The 22,231-nt window shown below is 70.9% G+C and carries 23 protein-coding genes; 11 read left to right on the top strand and 12 right to left on the bottom strand.

All coding sequences use genetic code 11. The features are described 5' to 3' along the window. Positions 1–6 precede the first annotated feature (6 nt). Both OIE47_RS19335 and OIE47_RS19330 read right to left on the bottom strand, forming a co-directional pair. On the bottom strand, positions 7–828 hold the full coding sequence (locus OIE47_RS19335) for an alpha/beta hydrolase (protein ID WP_326562880.1): 822 nt from the start codon (positions 826–828) through the stop codon (positions 7–9). Positions 829–909: 81 nt separating this feature from the next. Next, complete coding sequence (locus OIE47_RS19330) at positions 910–1,236, bottom strand: hypothetical protein (protein ID WP_326562879.1); 327 nt, start codon at positions 1,234–1,236, stop codon at positions 910–912. Positions 1,237–1,416: 180 nt separating this feature from the next. On the opposite strand from OIE47_RS19330, the gene OIE47_RS19325 reads away from it, so the two are divergent. Next, positions 1,417–2,532, top strand: a complete 1,116-nt coding sequence (locus OIE47_RS19325) for an FG-GAP-like repeat-containing protein (protein ID WP_326562878.1) — start codon at positions 1,417–1,419, stop codon at positions 2,530–2,532. A 296-nt stretch (positions 2,533–2,828) separates the two neighbouring features. Continuing rightward, complete coding sequence (locus OIE47_RS19320) at positions 2,829–3,923, top strand: Ig-like domain-containing protein (protein ID WP_326562877.1); 1,095 nt, start codon at positions 2,829–2,831, stop codon at positions 3,921–3,923. Here the strand turns inward: OIE47_RS19320 and OIE47_RS19315 are convergent. The 4 genes from OIE47_RS19315 to OIE47_RS19300 all read right to left on the bottom strand — a co-directional run bounded on the left by OIE47_RS19315 (position 3,913) and on the right by OIE47_RS19300 (position 8,290). Next, on the bottom strand, positions 3,913–5,589 hold the full coding sequence (locus OIE47_RS19315; protein ID WP_326562876.1) for a 3-hydroxyacyl-CoA dehydrogenase family protein: 1,677 nt from the start codon (positions 5,587–5,589) through the stop codon (positions 3,913–3,915). The two genes, OIE47_RS19320 and OIE47_RS19315, sit on opposite strands and share 11 nt — an antisense overlap. 86 nt (positions 5,590–5,675) lie before the next feature. Then, complete coding sequence (locus tag OIE47_RS19310; RefSeq protein WP_326562875.1) at positions 5,676–6,587, bottom strand: alpha/beta hydrolase; 912 nt, start codon at positions 6,585–6,587, stop codon at positions 5,676–5,678. Beyond that, positions 6,584–7,636, bottom strand: coding sequence for an alpha/beta fold hydrolase (locus OIE47_RS19305; RefSeq protein WP_326562874.1), 1,053 nt, complete (start codon positions 7,634–7,636; stop codon positions 6,584–6,586). The genes OIE47_RS19310 and OIE47_RS19305 overlap by 4 nt, the downstream gene beginning before the upstream one ends. 117 nt (positions 7,637–7,753) lie before the next feature. Next, on the bottom strand, positions 7,754–8,290 hold the full coding sequence (locus tag OIE47_RS19300; RefSeq protein ID WP_326562873.1) for an FHA domain-containing protein: 537 nt from the start codon (positions 8,288–8,290) through the stop codon (positions 7,754–7,756). Positions 8,291–8,503: 213 nt separating this feature from the next. On the opposite strand from OIE47_RS19300, the gene OIE47_RS19295 reads away from it, so the two are divergent. From OIE47_RS19295 to OIE47_RS19280, 4 genes are all read left to right on the top strand, one after another. Next, positions 8,504–10,003, top strand: a complete 1,500-nt coding sequence (locus OIE47_RS19295; protein WP_326562872.1) for an aldehyde dehydrogenase family protein — start codon at positions 8,504–8,506, stop codon at positions 10,001–10,003. 81 nt (positions 10,004–10,084) lie between these two features. Further along, entirely contained in the window at positions 10,085–10,744 is a 660-nt protein-coding gene (locus tag OIE47_RS19290) for a class I SAM-dependent methyltransferase (protein WP_326562871.1), read from the top strand. A gap of 116 nt (positions 10,745–10,860) precedes the next feature. Next, complete coding sequence (locus OIE47_RS19285) at positions 10,861–11,496, top strand: DUF5753 domain-containing protein (protein ID WP_326562870.1); 636 nt, start codon at positions 10,861–10,863, stop codon at positions 11,494–11,496. Between the two features lie 15 nt (positions 11,497–11,511). Next, positions 11,512–11,718 carry a DUF397 domain-containing protein gene (locus tag OIE47_RS19280; protein ID WP_326562869.1) on the top strand — a complete coding sequence of 69 codons (207 nt, stop codon included), beginning with the start codon at positions 11,512–11,514 and terminating at the stop codon, positions 11,716–11,718. A gap of 192 nt (positions 11,719–11,910) precedes the next feature. Here OIE47_RS19280 and nucS read toward each other — a convergent pair whose 3' ends face one another. Continuing rightward, positions 11,911–12,570 carry an endonuclease NucS gene (gene nucS, locus OIE47_RS19275; RefSeq protein ID WP_326562868.1) on the bottom strand — a complete coding sequence of 220 codons (660 nt, stop codon included), beginning with the start codon at positions 12,568–12,570 and terminating at the stop codon, positions 11,911–11,913. A gap of 95 nt (positions 12,571–12,665) precedes the next feature. Here nucS and OIE47_RS19270 point away from each other — a divergent pair, with 95 nt between their 5' ends. From OIE47_RS19270 to OIE47_RS19255, 4 genes are all read left to right on the top strand, one after another. After that, positions 12,666–13,283 carry a DUF4126 domain-containing protein gene (locus tag OIE47_RS19270; RefSeq protein ID WP_326562867.1) on the top strand — a complete coding sequence of 206 codons (618 nt, stop codon included), beginning with the start codon at positions 12,666–12,668 and terminating at the stop codon, positions 13,281–13,283. Between the two features lie 69 nt (positions 13,284–13,352). Beyond that, positions 13,353–14,285: a polysaccharide deacetylase family protein gene (locus tag OIE47_RS19265; protein WP_326562866.1), complete on the top strand. Its 933-nt coding sequence runs from the start codon at positions 13,353–13,355 to the stop codon at positions 14,283–14,285. A 108-nt stretch (positions 14,286–14,393) separates the two neighbouring features. Beyond that, positions 14,394–15,239, top strand: coding sequence for an ABC transporter ATP-binding protein (locus tag OIE47_RS19260; protein ID WP_326562865.1), 846 nt, complete (start codon positions 14,394–14,396; stop codon positions 15,237–15,239). Further along, complete coding sequence (locus OIE47_RS19255; RefSeq protein WP_326562864.1) at positions 15,239–16,075, top strand: ABC transporter permease; 837 nt, start codon at positions 15,239–15,241, stop codon at positions 16,073–16,075. Before OIE47_RS19260 ends, OIE47_RS19255 begins: the two co-directional genes overlap by 1 nt. 133 nt (positions 16,076–16,208) lie before the next feature. On the opposite strand, the gene OIE47_RS19250 is transcribed toward OIE47_RS19255, so the two are convergent. Together OIE47_RS19250 and murA are read right to left on the bottom strand one after the other, a co-directional pair. After that, positions 16,209–17,057 carry a 3-hydroxyacyl-CoA dehydrogenase family protein gene (locus tag OIE47_RS19250; protein WP_326562863.1) on the bottom strand — a complete coding sequence of 283 codons (849 nt, stop codon included), beginning with the start codon at positions 17,055–17,057 and terminating at the stop codon, positions 16,209–16,211. A gap of 118 nt (positions 17,058–17,175) precedes the next feature. Next, the gene (murA, locus tag OIE47_RS19245) at positions 17,176–18,777 is read right to left on the bottom strand and encodes a UDP-N-acetylglucosamine 1-carboxyvinyltransferase (protein WP_326562862.1); all 1,602 of its coding nucleotides are present in this window, start codon (positions 18,775–18,777) and stop codon (positions 17,176–17,178) included. Here murA and OIE47_RS19240 point away from each other — a divergent pair. Continuing rightward, positions 18,776–19,348 carry a cob(I)yrinic acid a,c-diamide adenosyltransferase gene (locus OIE47_RS19240; RefSeq protein ID WP_326562861.1) on the top strand — a complete coding sequence of 191 codons (573 nt, stop codon included), beginning with the start codon at positions 18,776–18,778 and terminating at the stop codon, positions 19,346–19,348. The genes murA and OIE47_RS19240 overlap by 2 nt on opposite strands. A 17-nt stretch (positions 19,349–19,365) precedes the next feature. Here OIE47_RS19240 and OIE47_RS19235 read toward each other — a convergent pair whose 3' ends face one another. From OIE47_RS19235 to OIE47_RS19225, 3 genes are all read right to left on the bottom strand, one after another. Beyond that, a complete protein-coding gene (locus OIE47_RS19235; protein WP_326562860.1) occupies positions 19,366–20,130 on the bottom strand; it encodes a DedA family protein in 765 nt (254 codons plus the stop codon). Between the two features lie 81 nt (positions 20,131–20,211). After that, complete coding sequence (locus OIE47_RS19230; RefSeq protein WP_326562859.1) at positions 20,212–20,931, bottom strand: response regulator transcription factor; 720 nt, start codon at positions 20,929–20,931, stop codon at positions 20,212–20,214. 22 nt (positions 20,932–20,953) lie between these two features. After that, positions 20,954–22,141, bottom strand: coding sequence for a sensor histidine kinase (locus tag OIE47_RS19225; protein WP_326562858.1), 1,188 nt, complete (start codon positions 22,139–22,141; stop codon positions 20,954–20,956). Positions 22,142–22,231 lie beyond the last annotated feature (90 nt).

Below are 22,231 nucleotides of genomic sequence, written 5' to 3'. Positions count from 1 at the left end.
TTCGGCTCAGCCCGCCGCACCCGGAGTCTGGTCGGTCGGGCGCGGTCCCACCGGCCGCTCACCGAAGGCCGCCACCGTACGGTCGGCGTACGCGCTGGCGTCGCCGGAGGTCATCGGACCGTCCCAACTCGACGGCAGCGGGACCGGTACGGCCGGGTTGACCCGTCGGACCACCTCGTCGAGTACGGTCTCGGCGTCGCCGACCCAGAGGTGCTTGGCTCCGGGGACCCCGACCACCTCGGCCTGCGGAATCACCCCGAACCGGCGGCGTGCCTCGTCCGGGCGGAGGTAGTCGTCGAACTCGGGGACCAGGGCGGTGAGCGGCTTGCCGGACTCGGCCCAGACGGTCAGGTCCGCAGGGGAGGAGAAGCGCAGCGGCGGGGAGAGCAGGATCGCCCCGGTCACCCCCGGGTCGCAGCCGTACCTGAGGGTCAGGTCGGTGCCGAAGGACCAGCCGAGGAGCCAGATGTCGGGCAGTTCGGCGAACTCCGCGTACTCGATCGCGGCGGCGACGTCGTACCGTTCCGCGACGCCGTTGTCGAAGGTGCCCTCGCTGGTGCCCTGCACGCTGCCGGTGCCCCGGGTGTTGAACCGGAGCACGGCCAGGTCGGCCAGGGCGGGCAGCCGCCAGGCGGCCTTGCGCAGCACGTGGCTGTCCATCATCCCGCCGTGGGTGGGCAGCGGGTGCAGACAGACCAGGGTGGCCACCGGTGGCCGGTCGGCCGGCAGGGCCAGCTCGCCGACCAGGCGCAGCCCGTCGGCGGTGTGCAGTTCGATCTCTTCCCGCCGCGCGGGCAGGATGGACGACGCGCGGATCGCTGTGCTCACCGGTCAAGTCTCGCTCGATCGGGACGATCACGTCAGCCGGGACGGGTGGAGCGTGACGAAGATCCCCGATCGGTACCGGGATCAGCCGTACCTGGGAGCGCTGCGCGAGCGTTCGACGGTGGGGGCCCGCCGCTCGCGTGCCCGCCAGCAGCCGCTGTGCCAGTGCCGGCGGTCGGTGAGGTCGCCGCGACCGTCAGCCGGCCAGGCCACCAGGTGCGCCGTGCCGGGCACTATCTCCTGCTGGCAGCCGGGGCAACGGTAGGTTTTGACTGCGCCACCGGCGGTGATGGAACGTACCTGCCAGTCGCCGTCACGCCAGCTCTGCACTGCCTCGACGCCACGCCGGGCTCGCTCGCCGTCCAGTGGGGCGGGGTCCTCGGCGCGGGGTCGATTACGACGGGGGCTCACGTTGACCAAGAGTACGGGGCTTCCGGCGGGACCGGCATTATGCGGTGTTATGCACCCTATTCACTAGACAAGGTGAATGTCAGATCAAGGTCAGAAAGTACCGCTTATACCCATTGACGCCTAACGTCCTAGATAGAGGTCGGCTCTGCGGGGGTTGACCGGTGTGGCGAGGAGATCTTCATGTGGGGAAAGCGCTTAGCGGTGGTGGCCATCGCGGCGGCCATGGCCGCCGTGGGTGGGGTGGCACCCGCCGCGTGGGCCGGGGGTCAGGGTGAACCCATGATCGGGGACCTCAACCACGACGGGTTGGTCGACCAGGCCATGTTGGAGAGCGCTCCGTCACTCAGTCGCGCCCCGTTGCTCGACTGCACGGTCTCGGTACGCCTGGGCAAGTCCGGCGGCGGGTACCTGCCGCCGAAGCAGTACCCGTACCTCACCCTGGACGGGGCGGAGGCCAACTGCCCCGACCTGGGGGTGGCCGTGGACCTCGGCGGGAACGACAGCATCGAACTCGTCCTCGCCTGGTTCGGGGGCCGTCCCCATCCGATCGAGCACGACCTGCTGATCCTGGAGAACTTCAAACCCTCGGCCGGCTTCGACGCGATCTTCCAGCCCAGCTTCATCGGACTGGCCGACTTCAACGGCGACGGCCGCCAGGACGTCTACCAGTGGACCGACCAGGGCGACGGGTTCAGCACCTACCTGAACACCCCCGACGGCGGGCTGACCCCGGGCCCGATCGCCTGGTGCTCCGGCCGCCCGCAGTACACCCTCGCCGACTTCAACGGCAACGGGGCGATGGACGTGGTCATCGCCTACGTGGAGGGCTGCGCGGACTACTTCTCCGGGGTGGTGGCGATCCGTGACGACGGGGTGGCCTGGCACCTGCAGGGCGACCCGTACGGGGACCACTCGTGGACAGTCAGGGTGCAGAACACCAACGGCGACCGCATCCCCGACGTGGTGACCAGGGACACCGCGACCGGTGAGGTCACGTACTTCGTCGGCAACGGCGACGGCAGTTTCGTCAAGACCCCCAAGGCGGCCGCGGACAAGGTCAGCGTGAGCAACCGGAAGAAGACCAGCATCCAGGTGCTCACCAACGACGCCGCCAGCAGGCAGGCGAAGATCACGATCGTCACCGCGCCGAGGTACGGCACGGTACGGGTCACCAGCGACCGGACCGTGGTCTTCACCCCGAACAGCAAGACCGGCAAGACCGATCGGTTCGTCTACCGGCTGACCGACCAGGGCCGCAGTTCCGAGGCCGCGGTCTCAGTCAGGATCACCCACTGAGCCGGTCACGGATCGATCCGGCACGGCCGGGCGCCCGGCTCACCGGGGCCGGGTACGGGACGGGTACGGGGCACCTGACCCCGTACCCGTTGCCGGTCTGCCCGGACGCGGCCGGTCCCGATCGGCGCACCGGATGATGCCGGGCTGACCGGCCGGTCAGGTTGAAAGACAGATCACCGTCAACGCGTACCTAATCGGCACCCGAACCGGCATCGTCTGTGAGCAGCCGGTCACGGACCGGCATCTCGGGGAACCAGCCGGTCTGCGGGGCCGGCACGAAGCGCGGAGGCAACCTCATGTGGAGGAAGCGGATCACGGTACTGGCGGTCGCGGTGGCGATGGCCTTGGTGGGTGCGGCACCGGCGGCAATCGCCGGTTATCAGGGTGAACCGCTCTACGGCGACCTGAACGGCGACGGCATCGTCGATCGGGCGGTCCTGACCGGTGGCGGTCCCGGGCAGTGCGGTGTCCAGGTGGCGCTCGGCAACGGTTCGGGCGGGTACGGCACCGCCACCACCCACCTCTATGACAACCCCGACAACGAATACGACCACTGCCCGGACATGGGGGTTGTCGTCGACCTCGGCGGAGACGGCACGGTGGAACTGGTGCTGGCCTGGTTCGACGGCCGACCACCGGGGGTGGACAGCGACCTGCTGGTGCTGCGCGACTACCAGCCGGTCGCCGGATTCGACGCGATCTACCAGCCCAGCTACATCGGGCTGGCGGACTTCAACGGCGACGGCCGCCAGGACGTCTACGAGTGGACCGACCAGGGCGACGGATTCCTGACCTACCTCAACACCGCCTCCGGCCAACTCGTGCCCGGTCCGGTGAAGTGGCCCTGCGGCTGGGACCCCGACTACGTGCTGGCCGACTTCAACCGAAACGGCGCAACCGACGTGGTGATCAGCTACGCCGGGGGCTGCGAGTACGAGACCGGGGTGGTCGTGGTCCTGGACAACGGCGCGGTGGTCGACCTCGAGGGGGACCCCGTGGGCGACTCCTACTGGGGCGTCGCGGTGCTCGACGCCAACGGCGACGGCATCCCGGACGTACGGACCACCGACGTCACCACCGGCGAGGTCACCCACTTCATCGGCAACGGTCGGGGCGGCTTCGGCGCGGCACCGCTCGCCGACGACGACGTGGCCTCGACCAAGGGCACCAAGAAGGTCGACATTCCGGTGCTGGCGAACGATCTCGCCACCAACGCCGCGAAGATCACCATCGTGACCCAGCCGAAGTACGGCAAGCTCCAGATCACCAGCCGTCGTACGGTCCTCTACACCCCGAACGGCCAGCACACGCAGGCCGACAGGTTCGTCTACCGGCTCACCGCCGACGGCAAGAGCGACGTCGCCGGGGTGACGATCCGGGTCAAGAGCTGACAGTCCCCTCCCGGAAGCCCCGGCCGGTCCCCCGGCCGAGGTGACCGGCGGTCACCAGCTGCTCCAGCAGCGGCGCGGGGGCCAGCCCCGGCTCCCGTGCCGCCCGGTAGACGCCCCGCTGGATCTCCAGCGCCACGTCCAGCCCCACCCGGTCGAGCAGTTCGAACGGGCCGACCGGGTACGCGCATCCGAGCCGCATCGCGTGGTCGATGTCCTCGGCGGTCGCGTACGACGCCTCCAGCATCTTCACCGCGTCGTTCAGGTACGGGAACAGCAGCGCGTCGACCACGAAGCCGGCCCGGTCGTCGCTGACCACACCGGTCCGGCCGAGCGCCACCGCGACCCCCCGCCCGGCGGCGACGGTCCCCGCCGAGGTGCGGACGGTACGGACGATCTCCACCAGTTGCCGGTCCGGCGCCGGGTGCGGGAAGTGCAACCCGATCACGTCGGCCGGGCGCCCGGTGGCCATCGCGAGGTCGATCACCGGGCCGGTGGCGGCGGTGGTGGCGAGCACCGCCCCCGGCCGACAGACCTTGTCGAGCCGGGCGAAGAGCGCCCGCCGGTCGGCGAGGTCGCCGTCGATCGCCTCGACCACCAGGTCGACCTCGGCCAGTCGGGCCAGGTCCGGATCGTCGTCGCCGGACACGACCACCACCCGGTAGCCGGCCGCGGCGAAGACCTCGGCCAGGGCGGTGGCGAGCGGACCGGGGCCGACCAGGCCGACGGTGCCCGGCGCGTCGACGCCGGCCACCGGCTCGACCGCCACCGGCGTCAGGTCATCGGGTACGACCGCAGCCGAGCCCGGCCGCTCATAGGTGTAGAACCCCCGGCCGGACTTGCGGCCGAGCAGCCCGGCGGTGACCATCTGCCGGATCAGCGGTACGGGTGCGTGCCGGCGGTCCCGACCCCCGCGCCGGTACATCGTGTCCAGGATCTCGTACGCGGTGTCGAGGCCGATCAGGTCCAGCAGGGCCAGTGGCCCCATCGGCAGCCCGCAGCCGAGCCGCATCGCCGCGTCGAGGTCCTCGCGGGTCGCGTACCGCGCCTCGAACATCGCCACGGCCTGGTTCAGATAGCCGAAGAGCAGCGAGTTGGCGATGAAGCCGGCCCGGTCGTTGATGGTCACGTCGACCTTGCCGAGCCGGGCGCAGAGCGCCTCGACGTCGGCCACCACCTCGGGGGCGGTGACCACCGTCCGGATCACCTCGACCAGCTTCATCACCGGGGCCGGGTTGAAGAAGTGCATCCCGACGACCCGTGCCGGCCGGGTGGTGGCGACGGAGATCTCGGTGACGCTGAGCGAGGAGGTGTTGGTGGCGAGGATGGTGTCCGGCCGGCAGATCCGGTCGAGTTCGGCGAAGAGGCGCCGCTTGAGGTCGAGCCGCTCGGGTACCGCCTCGATGACCAGGTCGACGTTCTCCAGCGCGGCGAGTCCGACGGCGAAGGTGACCCGACCCAGGAGCGCGTCGCGCTGCTCGGCGGCGAGCTTGCCCCGGGCCACGGCGCGGTCGGTGGAGCCGGTCAGCGTGGTCTGCCCCCGCTCCAGCGCCTCCTCGGAGATCTCCACCGCCAGTACGTCGATCCCGTTGCGGGCGAACACCTCGACGATCCCGGCGCCCATGGTGCCCAGGCCGATGACGCCGACGTTGGTGATCTCGCGTGCCACAGCCGCCTCCACCGCTTCCGGGCCGCCCGGTGGGTGAACGGCCACTAAGTTTCTGCGGGCGAGTCTGCCACGGGTCGCCCTGCGGGTCAGCCGCCGGTCCGGACCGCCGCCTCGATCGCCGCGGCGCCGCCGTCACCGAGGGCGATGGTGTAGTGGTTCACCCCCGGCACCGTCTCCTCGACCGTGCCGGGCAGCCAGTGCGCGGCGTACCCGGCCGGGTAGAGCGGCTTGTCCGGCTCGTCGAGCATTCCGCGCGGCGCCCGCAGGAAGACCGCCGGCACCGGCAGCGGGGACGGCTCGAGACCGGGGTAGGCGTACTGGTCGCGGGCGTCCCGTACGGCCGCTTCCAGCCGGCAGGCCGGGCGCAGCTCGGGGGCGGTGCCGACCAGGTCGTAGTCGACGTACCGCTGCATCGCCGGGGTCCAGTCGGCGAAGGACGGGTGCTCCCGCCACATCGTCAGGTACGTCTCCCGGTCCGGGAAGGTCCTGGTCAGCCGGGTGAACGCGGGTCCGACGGTCGCCGAGATCAGCGCCGTGACGGCCTGCTCGTCCGCGCCCGCGTCCAGACCGGGTGGGGCCGGCAGCGGCGCGCCGCCGTCGACCAGCACCAGCCGCCGGACCAGTTCCGGGTGGGTTCGGGCCAGCTCGACGGCGACGAATCCGCCCATCGAGTGGCCGAGCAGCACGACCGGGCCGCCGCCGTACGCCTCGATCACCCGGACCAGGTCGGCCGCGTGCCGGGCCATCCCGTACGGGCGGGGCAGGTCCCGGCTGCCGCCGCGTCCCCGCAGGTCGACCGCGACCAGCCGGTGGTCGGCGCCGAGCCGCTCACCCACCACCGACCAGGCCAGGTGGGACGAGGTGATTCCGTGTACGGCCAGCAGCAGCGGCCCGCCGCCGCCCCGCCCCCACTCACCGACGGTCAGCTCCCCGCCGTCCACCGGCACGGTCCGCCGGGCGTACGGCGGTGTTCCCTCCGGCTCCCCCGGTCCGGTCACAGGATCAGGTCCAGCAGTGCGGCGGCGAACTCGGACGGGCGCTCGACGTGCGGCGAGTGGCCGCACTCGGGGTAGACGATCTCGCGGTACGCCCCACCGGCCGCCGCGTAGCGCTCCAGCACCGCCCGGGTCTGCCCGACCATCGGCTGCGGCGGGCACTCCTGCTCGCCGGGCCAGCCGGGGACCAGGCCGAGCGAACCGAGGTACGCCAGGTCGAACAGGGAGGTGTCCGAGACGATGGCGTCGGCGTCGCCGCGTACCCAGGTGATCGGTGGCTTGACCGCGACGGCGACCAGCTCGTCGGCGACCCGGAAGTGGTTCGGGGCCATGGTGTTGAGCACCCCCCGACGGCCAGGACCGACGCCCGGCCAGGTGTCGGTGGTGGTCGCGTCACCGGGGTAGTTCGCCTCGCCGATCGCGGTGCTGAGCATGCTGTCCAGCAGGAGTTCCTCGTCGTCGCCGAACGTCGCCGGGTCGGCCACGTACGCGGTCCGCATGACGTTGCGGGGGCTGGTCGGCGCGTCCACGCCCCGGTCCTTGGCGGCGATCCGGGCGACGAAGTCGGGGTTGGCCGTGCCGGCCCCGGTGCCCGCGAAGTCGGCGCTGGTCGGGGTGCCGTCCAGGTCCCGGGTGCCCCCGAACCCGTACGGCGACAGCGGCGATTCCAGCAGCAGCGCGCGGATCCGGTCCGGGTGGTCGACCAGGAGTTGCATGGCGACACCGGCCCCCATCGAGTGGGCCACCACCACCGGCCGGGCGCCGGGGGCACCGAACAGGCCCGGGGCGTCGAGCAACGCGGCGACGTCGTCGGAGAAGTCACGCAGGCCCCGGGTGGCGTCCACCGGGGCGCTGTCGGTCGCGCCGTAACCGCGCAGGTCGGGTGCGACCACCCGGAGCGTGGGCGGCAGGTGGCGCAGCAGCGGTTGCCAGAAGTCGGCGGACGAGCAGTTGCCGTGGATCAGCAGGACCGGGCTGCCGTCCGCCGGCCCGGCGACGAGCACGTTCTGGGTGATGCCCCGGGCGGTGATGTTCACCTGTTCGGTTTCCATCCCCGCGATGGTGCCACTCCTTCGGGAGCCCTGCAGTGTGGCGTTCCCACACAAGGCGGTGGGAGCGCCATGGCGGGCCCAGCCGCACCACCTCAGTCCATCGATCCGGACATTTCGCTAGTTGAGTATCAGCAGGGCCCAGGCCGCCCACCCGGCCAGTACGGCACCCCCGCCGAAGATCCAGAACAGCCGGGCTGGCCGGGGTCCGGTCGACATCATCTGGGTCGGGGCGCCGAGCGCGGCGGCGGTCGACGACGCGGACGCCTCGTCAACCGCCCGGAGCGCCGGGGGCGGGAAGTTCGGGGTGTACCGGATCGCGCCCACCGGGTCGGTCAGTGCCGCGGCCGGGTCGAAGAACCGCAGTTCGACGTGACCGACCCGGACCCGGTCGCCATCGCGCAACTCCCGTACCTGGGAGATCCGCTGGTCATTGAGCCAGGTGCCGTTGGTCGACCCGCAGTCGGTCAGCAGGGCGCGACCGTCGACCAGTTCCACCGTGGCGTGCCGCCGGCTCACCTTCCGGTCGTCGATCACGATGTCCACCCCCTCGTCGCGGCCGATCCGCCGGGTACCCGGCCGCAGCCGGAAGCTCGCCCCGCGCAGCGGGCCGTTGGCCACCGTCAGCAGTGGAAGAAGATTCAACTCGTCCGACATCGACTCTCCACACCCGTACGTCTGCGGGCCGGCATCCCCCACGGTGCCGGCCACCGCGCCCCCCTTGGCGCACGGGATCAGCCTGACATCGAGCGGCTCCCATCTCCATTGCCCCCAGGATGGACTTCCTCGTCCGGCGGGTTAATTCGGCTCACCGGTTCGGTGGGGGCCCGAGACTTACCCGTGAGTAATTTTCAGGTTTACACTTCCGACATGACGGCTCCGTTTGGTCCCGGCGTTCCGGTGATCGACCACGGCGAGTTGGTTTCCACCCATCCGGCCACCGGCGTGGAGGTGGGCCGCTTCCCCGTGGCCGGCGCCGACGACCTGATCCAGCGGGTGTCCCTGGCGCGCGAGGCCGCGACCTGGTGGGCCGGGCTGGGCTTCGCCGGCCGCAGGGTACGGCTGCTGCACTGGCGGGCGCTGCTCGCCCGCCGGATCGACGAACTCGCCGCTCTGGTGCACGCCGAGGGCGGCAAACCGGTCGCGGACGCGATCGTGGAGATCGCCTCGGCCATCGAGCACGTCGACTGGGCGGCCCGCAACGCCAAACGGGTGCTCGGCCGGCGGCGGGTCCGCTCGCGGCTGATCGTCGCCGAGTTCTCCGGCCGACTCGAATACCAGCCGTACGGGGTGATCGGCGTGATCGGCCCGTGGAACTATCCGGTGCTCACCCCGATGGGTTCGATCGCGTACGCGCTCGCCGCGGGAAATGCCGTGGTGCTCAAGCCGAGCGAGTACACCCCGGCGGTCGGACAGTGGTTGGTCGACGCCTTCGCCGAGGTGGTGCCGGAGCAGCCCGTACTCCAGGCGGTGCACGGGCTCGGCGACGTCGGGGCGACGCTCTGCCGGGCCGGGGTGAACAAGGTGGCGTTCACCGGTTCCACCGCGACCGCCCGCAAGGTGATGGCCGCGTGCGCGGAGTCGCTGACCCCGGTCCTGCTGGAGGCGGGCGGCAAGGACGCGATGATCGTGGACGCCGACGCCGACCTGGACGCGGCGGCCGACGCGGCGGTCTGGGGTGCGCTGACGAACGCCGGCCAGACCTGCATCGGGATAGAACGGGTCTATGCGGTGGAGGCCGTCTATAACGACTTCGTGGCCAGGGTGGTGACGAAGGCGGAAAAGCTCACCGTGGGGTCGGAACCCGAGGCACATCTCGGCCCGATCACCATGCCCGGACAGCTCGACGTGATCCGTCGCCACATCGACGACGCCCTGGCCAGGGGCGGTCGCGCGGTGCTCGGCGGTGCCGACGCGGTGCAGCCGCCGTACGTCCGACCGACCATCCTGGTGGACGTGCCGGAGGATGCCTTGGCGGTCCGCGAGGAGACCTTCGGACCGACCCTCACCATCAGCCGGGTGGAGAACGCCGATGTTGCCGTGACCAGGGCAAACGCGGTTCCGTACGGGCTCGGCGGCTCGGTGTTCGGCAAGCGCCGGGCGGTCGAGATCGCCCGGCGACTGCGCTCCGGGATGGTCGCGGTGAACTCGTCGTTGACCTTCGTCGGGATGTCCACACTGCCCTTCGGCGGGGTGGGCGACTCCGGTTTCGGGCGAATCCACGGCGACGACGGGCTGCGCGAGTTCGGCCGGGCGAAGGCGATCACCGTACGACGTGGACCGTCCCTGCTGCCCTCGACAACCTTCGACCGAACCCCGGCACAGGTCGCAAAAATCGCAAAAGCCGTCAAGTTTATGTACGGTCGGTGACCCTTACCGAACCGATCGTGCTCGACGAATAGGCGTTTCGGATATACCGGCCCAAGCCGACCGACCCCTACATTCCGTCGAGTGGGCATACACGGATTGCGGTCGCGCCTGGTCGAGAGCGAAGACTCGTTCGCCGCCCGGCGCCGTAGCCGACGAGCGGACTGGCTGGTCGAGACGTTTCCCGACCTCGCCCAGATGTCCGTCATCGACCTCGGCGGCCGCGTCGAGACCTGGGCCCGCGCAGCCGTCCGCCCCAAGCACGTACACGTGGTCAACCTGGAGAAGCCGCCGTCCGAGATCCCGGCCTGGGCCGAGGTCGACCACGGCGACGCCTGCGCGCTTCCTCCCGGCATCCTGGACCGCCGCTACGACCTCGTCTTCTCCAACTCCGTGCTGGAACACGTCGGCGGCCACGAACGCCGGGTACGGTTCGCCGAGACGGTGCACCTGCTCAGCAACGCACACTGGGTGCAGACCCCGTACCGGTACTTCCCGATCGAGCCACACTGGATCGCCCCGGGCATGCAGTTCCTGCCGGTCCGCCTCCGTACCCTGATGGCCCGCAAGTGGCCGCTGGCCCACTCCCCGGCGAAGAACCACGAGGCCGCGATCCGCCAGGTGCTCTGGACCGAACTGGTAGACCGCTCACAGATGCGCCACTACTTCCCCCGCTCCCGCATCCGCATCGAACGCCTGGCCACCCTCCCCAAATCCCTAATAGCCATCCTCGGCGCCCCCTAACCACCCACCCGCCTCGACGCGTTGATCATGAAGTTAGCGACAGATCCCGGTCGATTCTCTGTCGCTAACTTCATGATCGACGCGCCGGACTTCGGGTACGGGAGCAGGGCGGGACGGTGGTTAGCGGTGGATGCGGATCCAGTCGGGGGCGTCGTTCCAGTCGTCGATGTCGGGCTCGTTGCCGAGAGCCGGGCGCCTCACAGATCCGCTGGTACCAGGCGGAGATCATGCCGGGCCTGTTCCAGACCGGCGGCTGTATCCGTACGGTGCTCACCGCCGGGCAGACGAAGATCGACGAGGACGAGCTGAACCAGCAGATCGCCCTGCGGAAGGCGCGGGCGAACATCCTCGACCAACCGGATCCGCCGCAGCTCAACGTCATCCTGAGCGAGTCCGCCCTGCGCCGCAACGTCGGCGGCCCCGAGGTGATGCGGGCACAGCTCCGCTACCTCGCCGAGGTGGCCGAGCGCCGCAACATCGAGCTACAGGTGCTCCCGCTGGACGCACCGACCTACGCAATCGCCTCGTTCGGGTTCACCCTCCTCCGGTTCGACCACGACGCCGCGTCCGATGTGGTCTATCTGGAGGACTACACCGACGCAAGCTACCTGGACCGGCTCGACGCGGTGCGGTCATACTCGACGCTGTGGGACCGGCTGTCCGCCGCCGCGCTGGGACCGGTCGAGTCACGGAAACTGATCCTGCGCCTGGCCGACCAACAGGACAGCGAGGATCCGGGTCGGCAGGGCTAGAGGGAGAGCAGAGTCATGAACACCCCGGACTTCTCCGGCGCGACCTGGCGCAAGAGCCGCCGCAGCGACTCGAACGGCGGTCAGTGCGTGGAGGTGGCGGTCCGGTCCGGCGCCGTCGGCCTGCGGGACTCCAAGGATCCCGCCGGCCCGGTGCTGGTGTTCACCCCCGACTGCTGGACAACCTTCGTCGGCGCGGTACGCCGCACCGCCTTCCAGGGGTAGCTTCAGCCGCCAACATCCACCGCTGGCGGGTGACATCTGCCGACGGCGGTGTCGGGCGAATCGAAACATTCGCCGAAACTCGTACATCGAATTTGATGTTTTCACATCATCTTTGATGTACGTCCCAACCGCGTTACTTCGTCTACGCGCGGAACCGGCCGCCCGGACCAGCAAGGGCTAGACCAGCAAGGGCTAGAACAGGGTCAGCTCGTCGCGTTCGATGCCGCGCAGGCGGTCGTAGTTGACGGCGACACAGCGGATGCCACGGTCGGTGGCGAGCACCCGGGCCTGCGGCTTGATCTCCTGGGCGGCGAAGACGCCGTGCACCGGGGCGAGCAGCGGGTCGCGGTTGAGCAGCTCGAGGTAGCGGGTAAGTTGCTCCACGCCGTCGATGTCGCCGCGCCGCTTCACCTCGACCGCCACGGTGGCCGATGCCCCGTCGCGGCAGAGCAGGTCGACCGGGCCGATCGCGGTCGGGTACTCCCGGCGGATCAGCGTGAACCCGTCGCCGAGGGTGGTCGGGTTCGCCGCCAGCAACTCCTGGAGGTGCGCCTCCACCCCGTCCTTGCGCAGGCCGGGGTCCACCCCGAGCTCGTACGAGGTGTCCTGGAAGACCTCCTCCAGGGTGATTCGCAGTTCCTCGCCGGCCTTGTTCACCACCCGCCACACACCGGGTGCCTCTTCCAGCTTGCAGGGCGGGCTCATCCAGTTGAGCGGCTTGTACGCCCGGTCGTCGGCGTGGATCGACACCGACCCGTCCGCCTTGACCATCAGCAGGCGGGTGGCCAGCGGCAGATGCGCCGAGAGTCGTCCCACATAGTCCACCGCGCATCGCGCTATCACCAACCGCACCCGACGAGGGTAGCGGAGAGCCCTGCCGCCGCCCGCCGCGCACGCCGCGCGCCGCCCGTTGAGCGGAAGTGGCGCGTCGATGAGATGCTGACGACGTGCTGGAAGCCCTCACCGGTACGGGCCTGGCCGCATCGTCCGGCCTGAACGCGTACATCCCCCTGATGATCATGGGACTGCTGTCCCGGTTCACCGGTCTGATCGACCTGCCCAGCGGTTGGCAGTGGCTGTCCAACGGCTGGGTGCTGGCGATCCTGGCGGTGCTGCTCGCGGTCGAGTTCGTCGCCGACAAGGTGCCGGTGGTCGACCACGTCAACGATCTCGTGCAGACGGTGGTCCGGCCGACCGCCGGCGGGTTGGCGTTCAGCGCCGGCTCCAGTTCGGAGACGGTGACGGTCACCGACCCGGGGAGCTTCTTCTCCTCCAACCAGTGGGTGCCGATCGTGACCGGCATGCTGATCGCGTTCGGCGTACACGCGGTGAAGTCGGCGGCCCGGCCGCTGATCAACGCCGGCACCGCCGGTTTCGGCGCCCCGGTCGCCAGCACCGCCGAGGACGCGACCAGCGTGGTCGTGTCGCTCGTGGCGATCGTCCTGCCGGTGCTGGTACTGGTCTTCCTGGTCGGCTTCGCGATCCTGGTGCCCTGGTTGCTGCGCCGCCGACGGGAGCGCAAACGGGAACGGGACGCCGCCCGAGCGGCCGGTTTCCGCGTCTGAGCAGCACCAACGGGTGAAGGGCTCCGGATAGGGCCATGAACATTCCTCACTTCTGGAATGATCTGCCCGGTGAGTCGACCCCGGTCCCGGCTACTGCTGGGCGTACTGGTGGCGGTGGCCGTACTCGGCACCGCCACCGCCGCTGTCGGACTGACCGGAACGCTGTCGCCCCCGGACCGCGCGCCGTCCACCGGCGGCGCACCGGGCCCCGACACCCACGCGATCGGTCCGGCCGGCACCCCGACCGGAGCCGCCACCAAGCCGGGCAAGACCAGGCCCAGCAGCGCCGCGCCGGGTGGCACCGTCCCCGGCGCGACGCGGGCGGGGACCAGGCCACCGGTGGTCAACAACGGACCGCGTACGGGCAACCGGGTCGCGCTCACCTTCGACGCCGACATGACCGACTCGATGCTCTACAGCCTGCGTACGGGCAAGGTGAAGTCGTACGCCAACCTGAAGATCATCGACCTGCTGGAACGGGAAGAACTGCCGGCCACCTTCTTCCTGACCGGTAAGTGGGTCGAGCGCTACCCCGACCTGACCCGTCGACTGGCGGCGAATCCCCGGTTCGAGCTGGCCAACCACACGTACGGGCACCTGGCGTTCACCGGGGACTGCTACGACCTGCCCCGGGTGCCGGCCAACAACATGACCGAGGACGTGGCGAAGACCTTCCGGGTGATCGAGCCGTACGGCGGCCGGCAGACCCGCTACTTCCGCTTCCCCGGCCTGTGCCACGACACGGCGGCCCTCTCCGCGCTCGCCCCGCTCGGCCTGACCGTGGTCGACGGGGACGTGGTCAGCGGGGACCCGTTCGCCACCGCCTGGCAACCGATCGTCAGGGCGGTGCTCGACAAGGTACGTCCGGGCTCGGTGGTGATCATGCACGTCACCGAGGCGAACGCCGCGATGACCGACGAGGCGCTTCCGCACATCCTGGCCGGCCTGCGGGACCGCGATCTGGTCCCGGCGACCCTCTCCGAGGTCCTCAGCGGATCTTGACCCGGTCCGGGTGGCCGCCGAACCGCCGCCGCCCCGGACCCCGCTCGGACGGCCGCCGGCCGGACCCCAGCTACCCACCGTTCGTCACCGACGCGCATAGTGTTCGTCATGAGTGACCAGCTCGCGATCTCCGTACGGGGATTGCGCAAGTCGTACGGCGAGCACGTCGCCGTCGCCGGTCTCGACCTGGCGGTCCGGGCCGGTGAGGTGTTCGCCCTGCTCGGCCCGAACGGTGCCGGCAAGACGACGACGGTCGAGATCCTCGAGGGCTACCGGCGCCGCGACGGCGGCGAGGTCAACGTCCTCGGCGTCGACCCGAACACCGCCGGGCGGGACTGGCGTTCCCGGGTCGGCATCGTGCTCCAGGGCACCGGCGAGTTCGACGACCTGACCGTGGGCGAGGTGGTCGACCATTTCGCGGCGTTCTATCCCAATCCGGATGATCCGCGCCAGGTGATCGGCCGGGTCGGGCTCACCGACAAGACCCGCGCCCGTACGCACACCCTCTCCGGCGGCCAGAAGCGCCGGCTCGACGTGGCCCTCGGCATCATCGGCCGCCCCGAACTCCTCTTCCTCGACGAGCCGACGACCGGGTTCGACCCCGAGGCGCGGCGCGAGTTCTGGGAGCTGATCCGCGACCTCGCCGCCGCCGGCACCACCATCGTGCTGACCACCCACTACCTGGACGAGGCGGAGTCACTCGCCGACCGGGTGGGCGTGATCACCGCCGGCCAGCTCGTCGAGGTCTCCACCCCGGCCGAGCTGGGCAACCGGCAGCAGGCGTTACCGGTCGTCTCCTGGCGTACCCCGGACGGGACGCCGCAGCAGGCGGAGAGTGCGACGCCGACGGCCCTGATCGCCGAGTTGGCCGCGCGGTACGGCGGCGAGGTGCCCGGCCTCACCGTGTCCCGCCCGACCCTGGAAGACGTCTACCTGCGGATGATCGGACAGTGATGAGTACGACCACGGAAGCCGCCCCGGTAGCGGTGCCCCGCCGGACCGGCCCGATCGAACTCGGCCTGCGCCAGGGACGGCTGGAACTGCGCCAGTTCCTGCGCAGCCGCGAGTCGGTGGTCTTCACCATGCTCTTCCCGGTGGTCCTGATCCTGATCTTCGCGTCGATCTTCTCGGGCGAGATCGGCGGCGGGGTCAAGTTCACCCAGTACTTCGTCACCGGCATGATCGCCACCGGCCTGCTCACCGTCGGCTTCCAGAGCCTGGCCATCCAGATCCCGATCGAACGCGACCGGGGCGTACTCAAGCGCCTGCGCGGCACCCCGATGCCGAAATGGGTCTACTTCGCCGGCAAGACCATCATGGTCGCCGTCATCGGCATCGCCGAGACGGTCCTCCTGCTCGCCGTAGCCGTCCTCCTGTTCGACCTCAAACTGCCGGACACCGCCACCAAGTGGTTCACCTTCGGCTGGGTCTCCGCCCTCGGCATCACCGCCTGCACCCTCTGCGGCATCGCCTTCTCGTCGCTCGCGCGCAGCGGCCGGAGCGCACCCAGTACGGTCACCCCGGTCGCCCTGATCCTCCAGTTCATCTCCGGCGTCTTTTTCGTCTTCACCGACCTGCCGACCTGGATGCAGCAGGTGGCGGCGATCTTCCCGCTGAAGTGGATGTGCCAGGGCCTGCGCTCGGTCTTCCTGCCCGACTCGTTCGGCGCCCAGGAGCCCGCCGGCTCGTACGAGTTGGGCAGGGTCGCCCTCGTCCTGGCCGCCTGGTGCGTCATCGGCCTGGTCCTCTGCCTACGCACCTTCCGCTGGACCACCAGACGCGACGGCTGACGCAGTCCACGACGCCGCGCCAACGCACGCGCCCTGACCTGCGAAAGGCTGTGGCCCTCCGTGCCCGGCGGAGAGATCAAGCCTGACCGCTCGGAGCCGGGCACGGAGGGCCACAGCCCCCACGACGAGCCCGTCAGTACGAGTAGAAGCCCTTGCCGGTTTTGCGGCCCAGGTCTCCGGCGGTGACCATGCGCTGGAGGAGTTCGGGCGGGAAGAACTTCTCGTCGCCGGTGTCGGTGTAGATGTTCTTGGTGGCGTGCAGGAGCACGTCCGCGCCCGTCAGGTCGGTGGTGGCGAGCGGGCCCATGGCGTGGCCGAAGCCGAGCTTGCAGGCGACGTCGAGGTCCTCGGCGGAGACGACGCCGGACTCGACGAGCTTGACCGCCTCCATGACCAGGGCGGTGATCAGTCGGGTGGTGACGAAGCCGGCGATGTCCCGGTTCACCACCACGCAGGTCTTGCCGATCTCCTCGGCGAAGGCGCGGGCGGTGGCGAGCGTCTCGTCGCTGGTCTTGTAGCCGCGTACCAGCTCGCAGAGCTGCATCATCGGCACCGGCGAGAAGAAGTGGGTGCCGACGACCGACTCCGGCCGCTTCGTCACCGCCGCGATCTGGGTGACCGGGATCGCCGAGGTGTTGGTCGCGAGGACCGCGTCCGGCCGGCAGATCCGGTCCAGTTCGCGGAACACCTCCTGCTTGAGTTCCAGCCGCTCGAACACCGCCTCGACCACCAGGTCGGCGTCGGCCGCCGCCTCCAGGTCGGTGGTCGGGGTGATCCGGGCCAGGGTGCTCTCCACCTCACCGGCTTCGATCTTGCCCTTGGCGGCGAACCTGTCCAGCGAGGTACGGATGCCGTCCAGGCCGCGTTGGGTCGCCGCGTCGTCCAGGTCGCGGAGCGTCACCTGCCAACCTGCCAGCGCCGCCACCTGTGCGATGCCCGAACCCATCAGTCCGGCCCCGATGACCGCGAGTCGACCCGCCATCCGCCTGCTCCTCCCCTGGTACGCCTGTCTCCACCGCACTCTATCCGTCGACCTGAACGACACCTCAGGCGACGCGGACGAGCAGCAGGCGGGGACGGCAGCGAGGGTGGAGCAGGGGTCAGAGGGAGAAGTTCTGCTCGGCGGGTGCGGTGGTGCGTTCGACCTCGACGCCGAGGGCACGCAGGTCCGCGACGAAGTCCGGGTACCCCCGGTCGACGTGGTGCACGTGCGATATCTCGGTCACCCCGTCCGCGCAGAGGCCGGCGATCACCAGGCCGGCGCCGGCCCGGATGTCGGTGGCCCGGACCGGGGCGCTGGAGAGGCGCTCCCGGCCCCTGACCACGGCGTGGTGCCCGTCGGTCTTGATGTCGGCGCCGAGCCGGGCCATCTCGTTCACGAACATGAACCGGCCGTCGAAGATGTTCTCCGTGATCAGCGAGGCGCCCTCGCTGACCGAGGCCATCCCGATCGCCATCGGCAGCAGGTCGGTGGCGAAGCCTGGGAACGGCAGGGTGACCACGTCGACGGCGGTCGGGCGTCGGTCCATCCGTACCCGGAAGGCGTCGGTCCGGGTCTCGACCAGGCCGCCGGCGGAGATCACCTTGTCCAAGGCGATCTCCAGGAAGCTCGGGCTCGCACCCGTCACGGTCACGTCCCCCTGGGTCATGGCCGCCGCGAAGGCCCAGGTGCCGGCGACGATCCGGTCGCCGACCGTACGGTGTTGCACCGGGCGTAACTCGCTGACGCCCTCGATCCGGATGGTCGAGGTGCCGGCTCCCTCGATCTTGGCTCCCATCGCCGAGAGCATGGTGCAGATGTCGACGATCTCCGGTTCGCGGGCCGCGTTGTCGATCTCCGTGATCCCCTTGGCCAGCACCGCCGCCATGACCAGGTTCTCGGTCGCGCCGACGCTGGGGAAGTCCAGCCAGATTGTCGCGCCGCGCAGCCCGTTCGGGGCCGAGGCGATCACGAAGCCGTGCGAGCCGGAGATCTCCGCACCCATCCGGGCCAGGCCCGACACGTGCATGTCCAGGCCCCGGGAGCCGATCGCGTCACCACCGGGATGGGCCACCCGGACGTAACCGCGCCGGGCCAGCAACGGGCCGAGGACGCAGATCGACGCACGCAGCCGGCGTACCAGGTCGTAGTCGGCGTCGGTGCCCGGTTCGGCGGGCACGTCGATGGTCACCGTCCGGGCCCGGCCGGGCAGCGCACCGAGGTCGACCGCCGCCTGGGCCTCGCCGCTGGCCGTCGAGGCGACGTCGCGGACCGGTCCGGCGCCGTCGACCGGCGGCACCTCCACCGATACGCCGTCGGCCACCCCGACCACCGGGATGCCCTCGATGGTCCCGGTCGAGGTGCCGTTGTCCTCGCCAAACGAGACCTCGCAACCGAGCCGGCGCAGCACCTCGCCCATGATCGCGATGTCGGTGATCCGGGGGACGTTGGTGATCACACTGCGGCCGGGCGCCAGCAGGGCCACCGCCATCAGCTTCAGCGCGGAGTTCTTCGCGCCCACGACGTGCACCTCACCGGCGAGCCGGGCGCCACCGCTGACCCTGATCACGTCCACGTCGGCAATCGTAGGGTCGGCAGCCACCTCCGCGGTCACCCCGGACGCCGGCCAGTCACCCGGCAGCCCGCCGGTCGGGTCGGTTCCGTCACCGGTCACCGTCTGGGTGGGCGGCTCGCCGTCGGACCTCCGTACGCTGTCCGTCATGGCCGTTCACCTCACCCGCATCTACACCAGGACCGGCGACGCCGGCCAGACCAGGCTGAGCAACAACGAACTGGTCGAGAAGACCGATCCGCGGATCGCCGCGTACGCGGACGTGGACGAGTGCAACGCGGCGATCGGGGTGGCCCTCGCGCTCGGCCAACTCGACGACGGTCTGCGTACGGTGCTGGCCGCGATCCAGAACGACCTCTTCGACGTCGGCGCCGACCTGGCCACCCCGGTCGAGCCGGATCCGGCGTATCCGCCGCTGCGGGTGACCGAGGAGTACGTGACCAGGCTCGAGACCTGGTGCGACGAGTACAACGCGGAACTGGGCAAGCTCGACTCCTTCATCCTGCCCGGCGGCACCGCGGGAGCGGCTCTGTTGCACGTCGCACGCACGGTGGCCCGGCGCGCCGAACGAGCGGCCTGGGCACTGGTGAACCACGATCAGGAACGAACCAGCATCCTTCCGGCAAAGTATCTCAACCGGCTATCCGATCTGCTCTTCATCCTGGCAAGAACGGCCAATCCCGACGGGGATGTGCTATGGGTCCCCGGCGGCCGGAAGTGACGCCGGGCGAACGCTGATCACCACCGGGACGGGTCCCGCTCCGGCCGAGCCGTACGGGTGTCCGGGCGGGTACGCCGCCCCTGGTCCGGGCCGGACCGCCGCAGTGGCGACCGGGCACGCCGTACCCGTCCCCGGCATCCTGTGGCGGACTCCCGGTCACGGCCGGCGGGGCCCCGACCCCGACGGCGGTGGGCCCACACGCCGGCGGTGACCAGCCCGGCCACGGCCGCCACGATCACCACGACCGTGCCGATCAGTCCGCCCATCCGCAGGTACGAGGCCCCGGCGAGGTAGCCGATCAGGAAGATGCCGGGCACCCAGACCAGCACCGCGGCGGCGTCGTACACCGCGAACCGCCGGTACGGCAGCCCGGCCACCGCCGCCATCCGGGGCACCAGGGTCCGGACGTACGGCGTCCACCGGCCGAGCACGATCGCGGGGCCGCCCCCGGCGGTCAGCAGGCGCTCCGCCCGCTCCCACCGCCCGGCGTCGATCCGGCGGCCGAACCGACCCCGCCGCAGCCGGGGCCCCACCAGCCGCCCCTCCAGGAAGCCGAGGTGGTCGCCGAGCATCGCCGCCAGGCTGGTCACCACGAGGGCGGTGGCCGGGTCCAGGTCACCGGCCCGGGCCAGGAAACCGACGGTGAGCATCGTGGTGGCCGCCGGCAGGACCATCCCCGGCAGCACCGCCACCTCCGCGGCCAGTACGACCGCCGCGGTCAGGTACAACCAGCCGGTCGACAACCCGGCGAGCCAGTCGACAAAGGTGCTGATGATCTCCACCCGGCTACCCTGACGCCCACCGGTACGCCGCCACGTCGTCCAGCCGGCCGCCGGGCCTCCTCCGGGTGGCCGGAGGCAGCCCTAGGGGGCGCCGACCACCGGGTCGGGGTCGGCCGCCTCGACCAGGTTGAACCCGTCGTCCACCAGCCCGAGCCGGTGGGCCACCACGGCGGCCTGCACCCGGTTGCGCAGCCGCAGCTTCTCCATCGCGGCCGAGACGTGGGTCTTGACCGTGGTGACGCCCAGGTGCAACCGGCCGGCGATCTCCGCGTTCGACAGCCCGACCCCGACCAGGGCCAGCACCTGCCGCTCCCGGTCGGTGAGCAGGCGCCGCTGCCCGACGGAGACCTGCTCGGCGTCCCGCTGGGCGTCCTCGCGGTGCGCGGACAGCGCCCGGCCGACGATGCGGGCCAGCACCGGCGGGGCCAGCAGCGACTCCCCGTTGGCCGCCCGCCGGACCGCTTCGATCAGCGCCTCCGGCTCGCCGTCCTTGACCAGGTAACCGATCGCACCGGCACCCAGGGCGCCGTAGATGTTGGCGTCGTCGGCGAACGTGGTCAGCACCAGCACCCTGGCGGCCGGGTGATGGTCGAGGATCCGCCGGGTCGCCTCGATCCCGTCCATCCTCGGCATCCGCAGATCCATCAGCACCACGTCCGGGTGCAGCCGTTGGGCCAGGCGTACCGCCTCCGATCCGTCGGCCGCCTCCCCGACGATGTCGAAACCCCCGGCCGTACGCAGCAGCAGGGCGACGCCGGCGCGGACCAGCGCCTGGTCGTCCACGACGAGTACGCGGATCATCGGGTCTCCTCGACCGGGCGGATCATGGGGTCTCCTTCACCGGTAGGTGGGCCGTCAACCGCCAACCGCCGTCGGCGGCGGGACCGGCGGCCAACCTACCCCCGAGCAGCCCGACCCGCTCCCGCATGCCGGCCAGGCCGTGCCCCGACGGCGGCAGCGCCGTACGGACCGGGTCGGCCCGTACCGACCCGCTGTCGAGCACCTCGACCAGCAGGCCACGGTCCTCCCGACACAGCCGTACGGACACCGAGCTGCCGGGTCCGGCGTGTTTGAGCGCGTTGGTCAGCCCCTCCTGGATCACCCGGGCAGCGGTCGTACGCACCACCAGCGGCGCCCCGGCCACCAGTTCGGCACCCGCCAGCCGAACCTCCAACCCACCGGCCTCGACCTGGCGGACCGCGTCCCGGAAGATCTGCTCCGGCTCGACCAGCACCGTGGTCGCCTCGACCGCCTCCGGGTCGCGCAAGACCTCCAGCAGCTCGCGCAGCTCGTCGAGCACCCGACCGGCCGTACCGCGCACCTCGCCGAGGGCCACCACGGCGTCGTCCACCCGGCCGGTGTGCCGGGCGGCGAACTGGGCGGCACCGGCCTGCAACGCGATGGCGCTGACATGGTGGGCGACGATGTCGTGCAGGTCCCGGGCAATACTGGTGCGCTCCGCCAGCCGGGCCGCCCGGTTCTCCGCCGCCTGCCGGGTCTCCGCCTCCCAGACACGTTCCTCGGCGACCAGGGTGGCATCCCGCTGCCGGCGCAGGTACCGGCCGAACACGATCGGCGCGCCGACCAGTGCCGCGATGGCGAGCACCCGTACCGTCGCCTCCTTGTCGGTGAGCCCCAGCGGCTCCCCGCCCGGGTCGACCACGTCGATCAGGGTCGCGACGAGGGCCAGCAGGAACGCCGCGGTGGTGCCCAACCAGCGCGAGCGGTAGCCGACCACGGCCAACGCGACCGCCAGCCCCAGTTGGGTGATGACGCTGTTCGGCGGGGCGACGGCGTCGGCGACCACCAGCAGGGTCGCCTCGACCGCCATCGTCGGCCACGGCCACCGTCGCGCCCCGAACAGGGCGAGCCCGGTCGCGGTGGCCAGGCCGGCGACGACCGGGTTGTCCTGGATCTCCGCCCAGCCGAGCAGGCCGTTGGCCGCGACCAGCGCGAGCCCGACCAGCCCGAGCAACAGATCCGGACCCCACCGCCACCGCCCCGTTCGCACCCGCCAACGATACGTAGCGGGTGTGGGCAGCCGGTCCGGCCACCGGCCGGTCCGCCTCCTCCGGGTGGCCGAAGTTCCGACCATCCGGAC

Source organism: Micromonospora sp. NBC_01796 (assembly GCF_035917455.1).
Taxonomy (GTDB): domain Bacteria; phylum Actinomycetota; class Actinomycetes; order Mycobacteriales; family Micromonosporaceae; genus Micromonospora_G.
The sequence above is the reverse complement of the archived record's forward strand: the minus strand, read 5'-3'. Positions and strand labels throughout refer to the sequence as shown.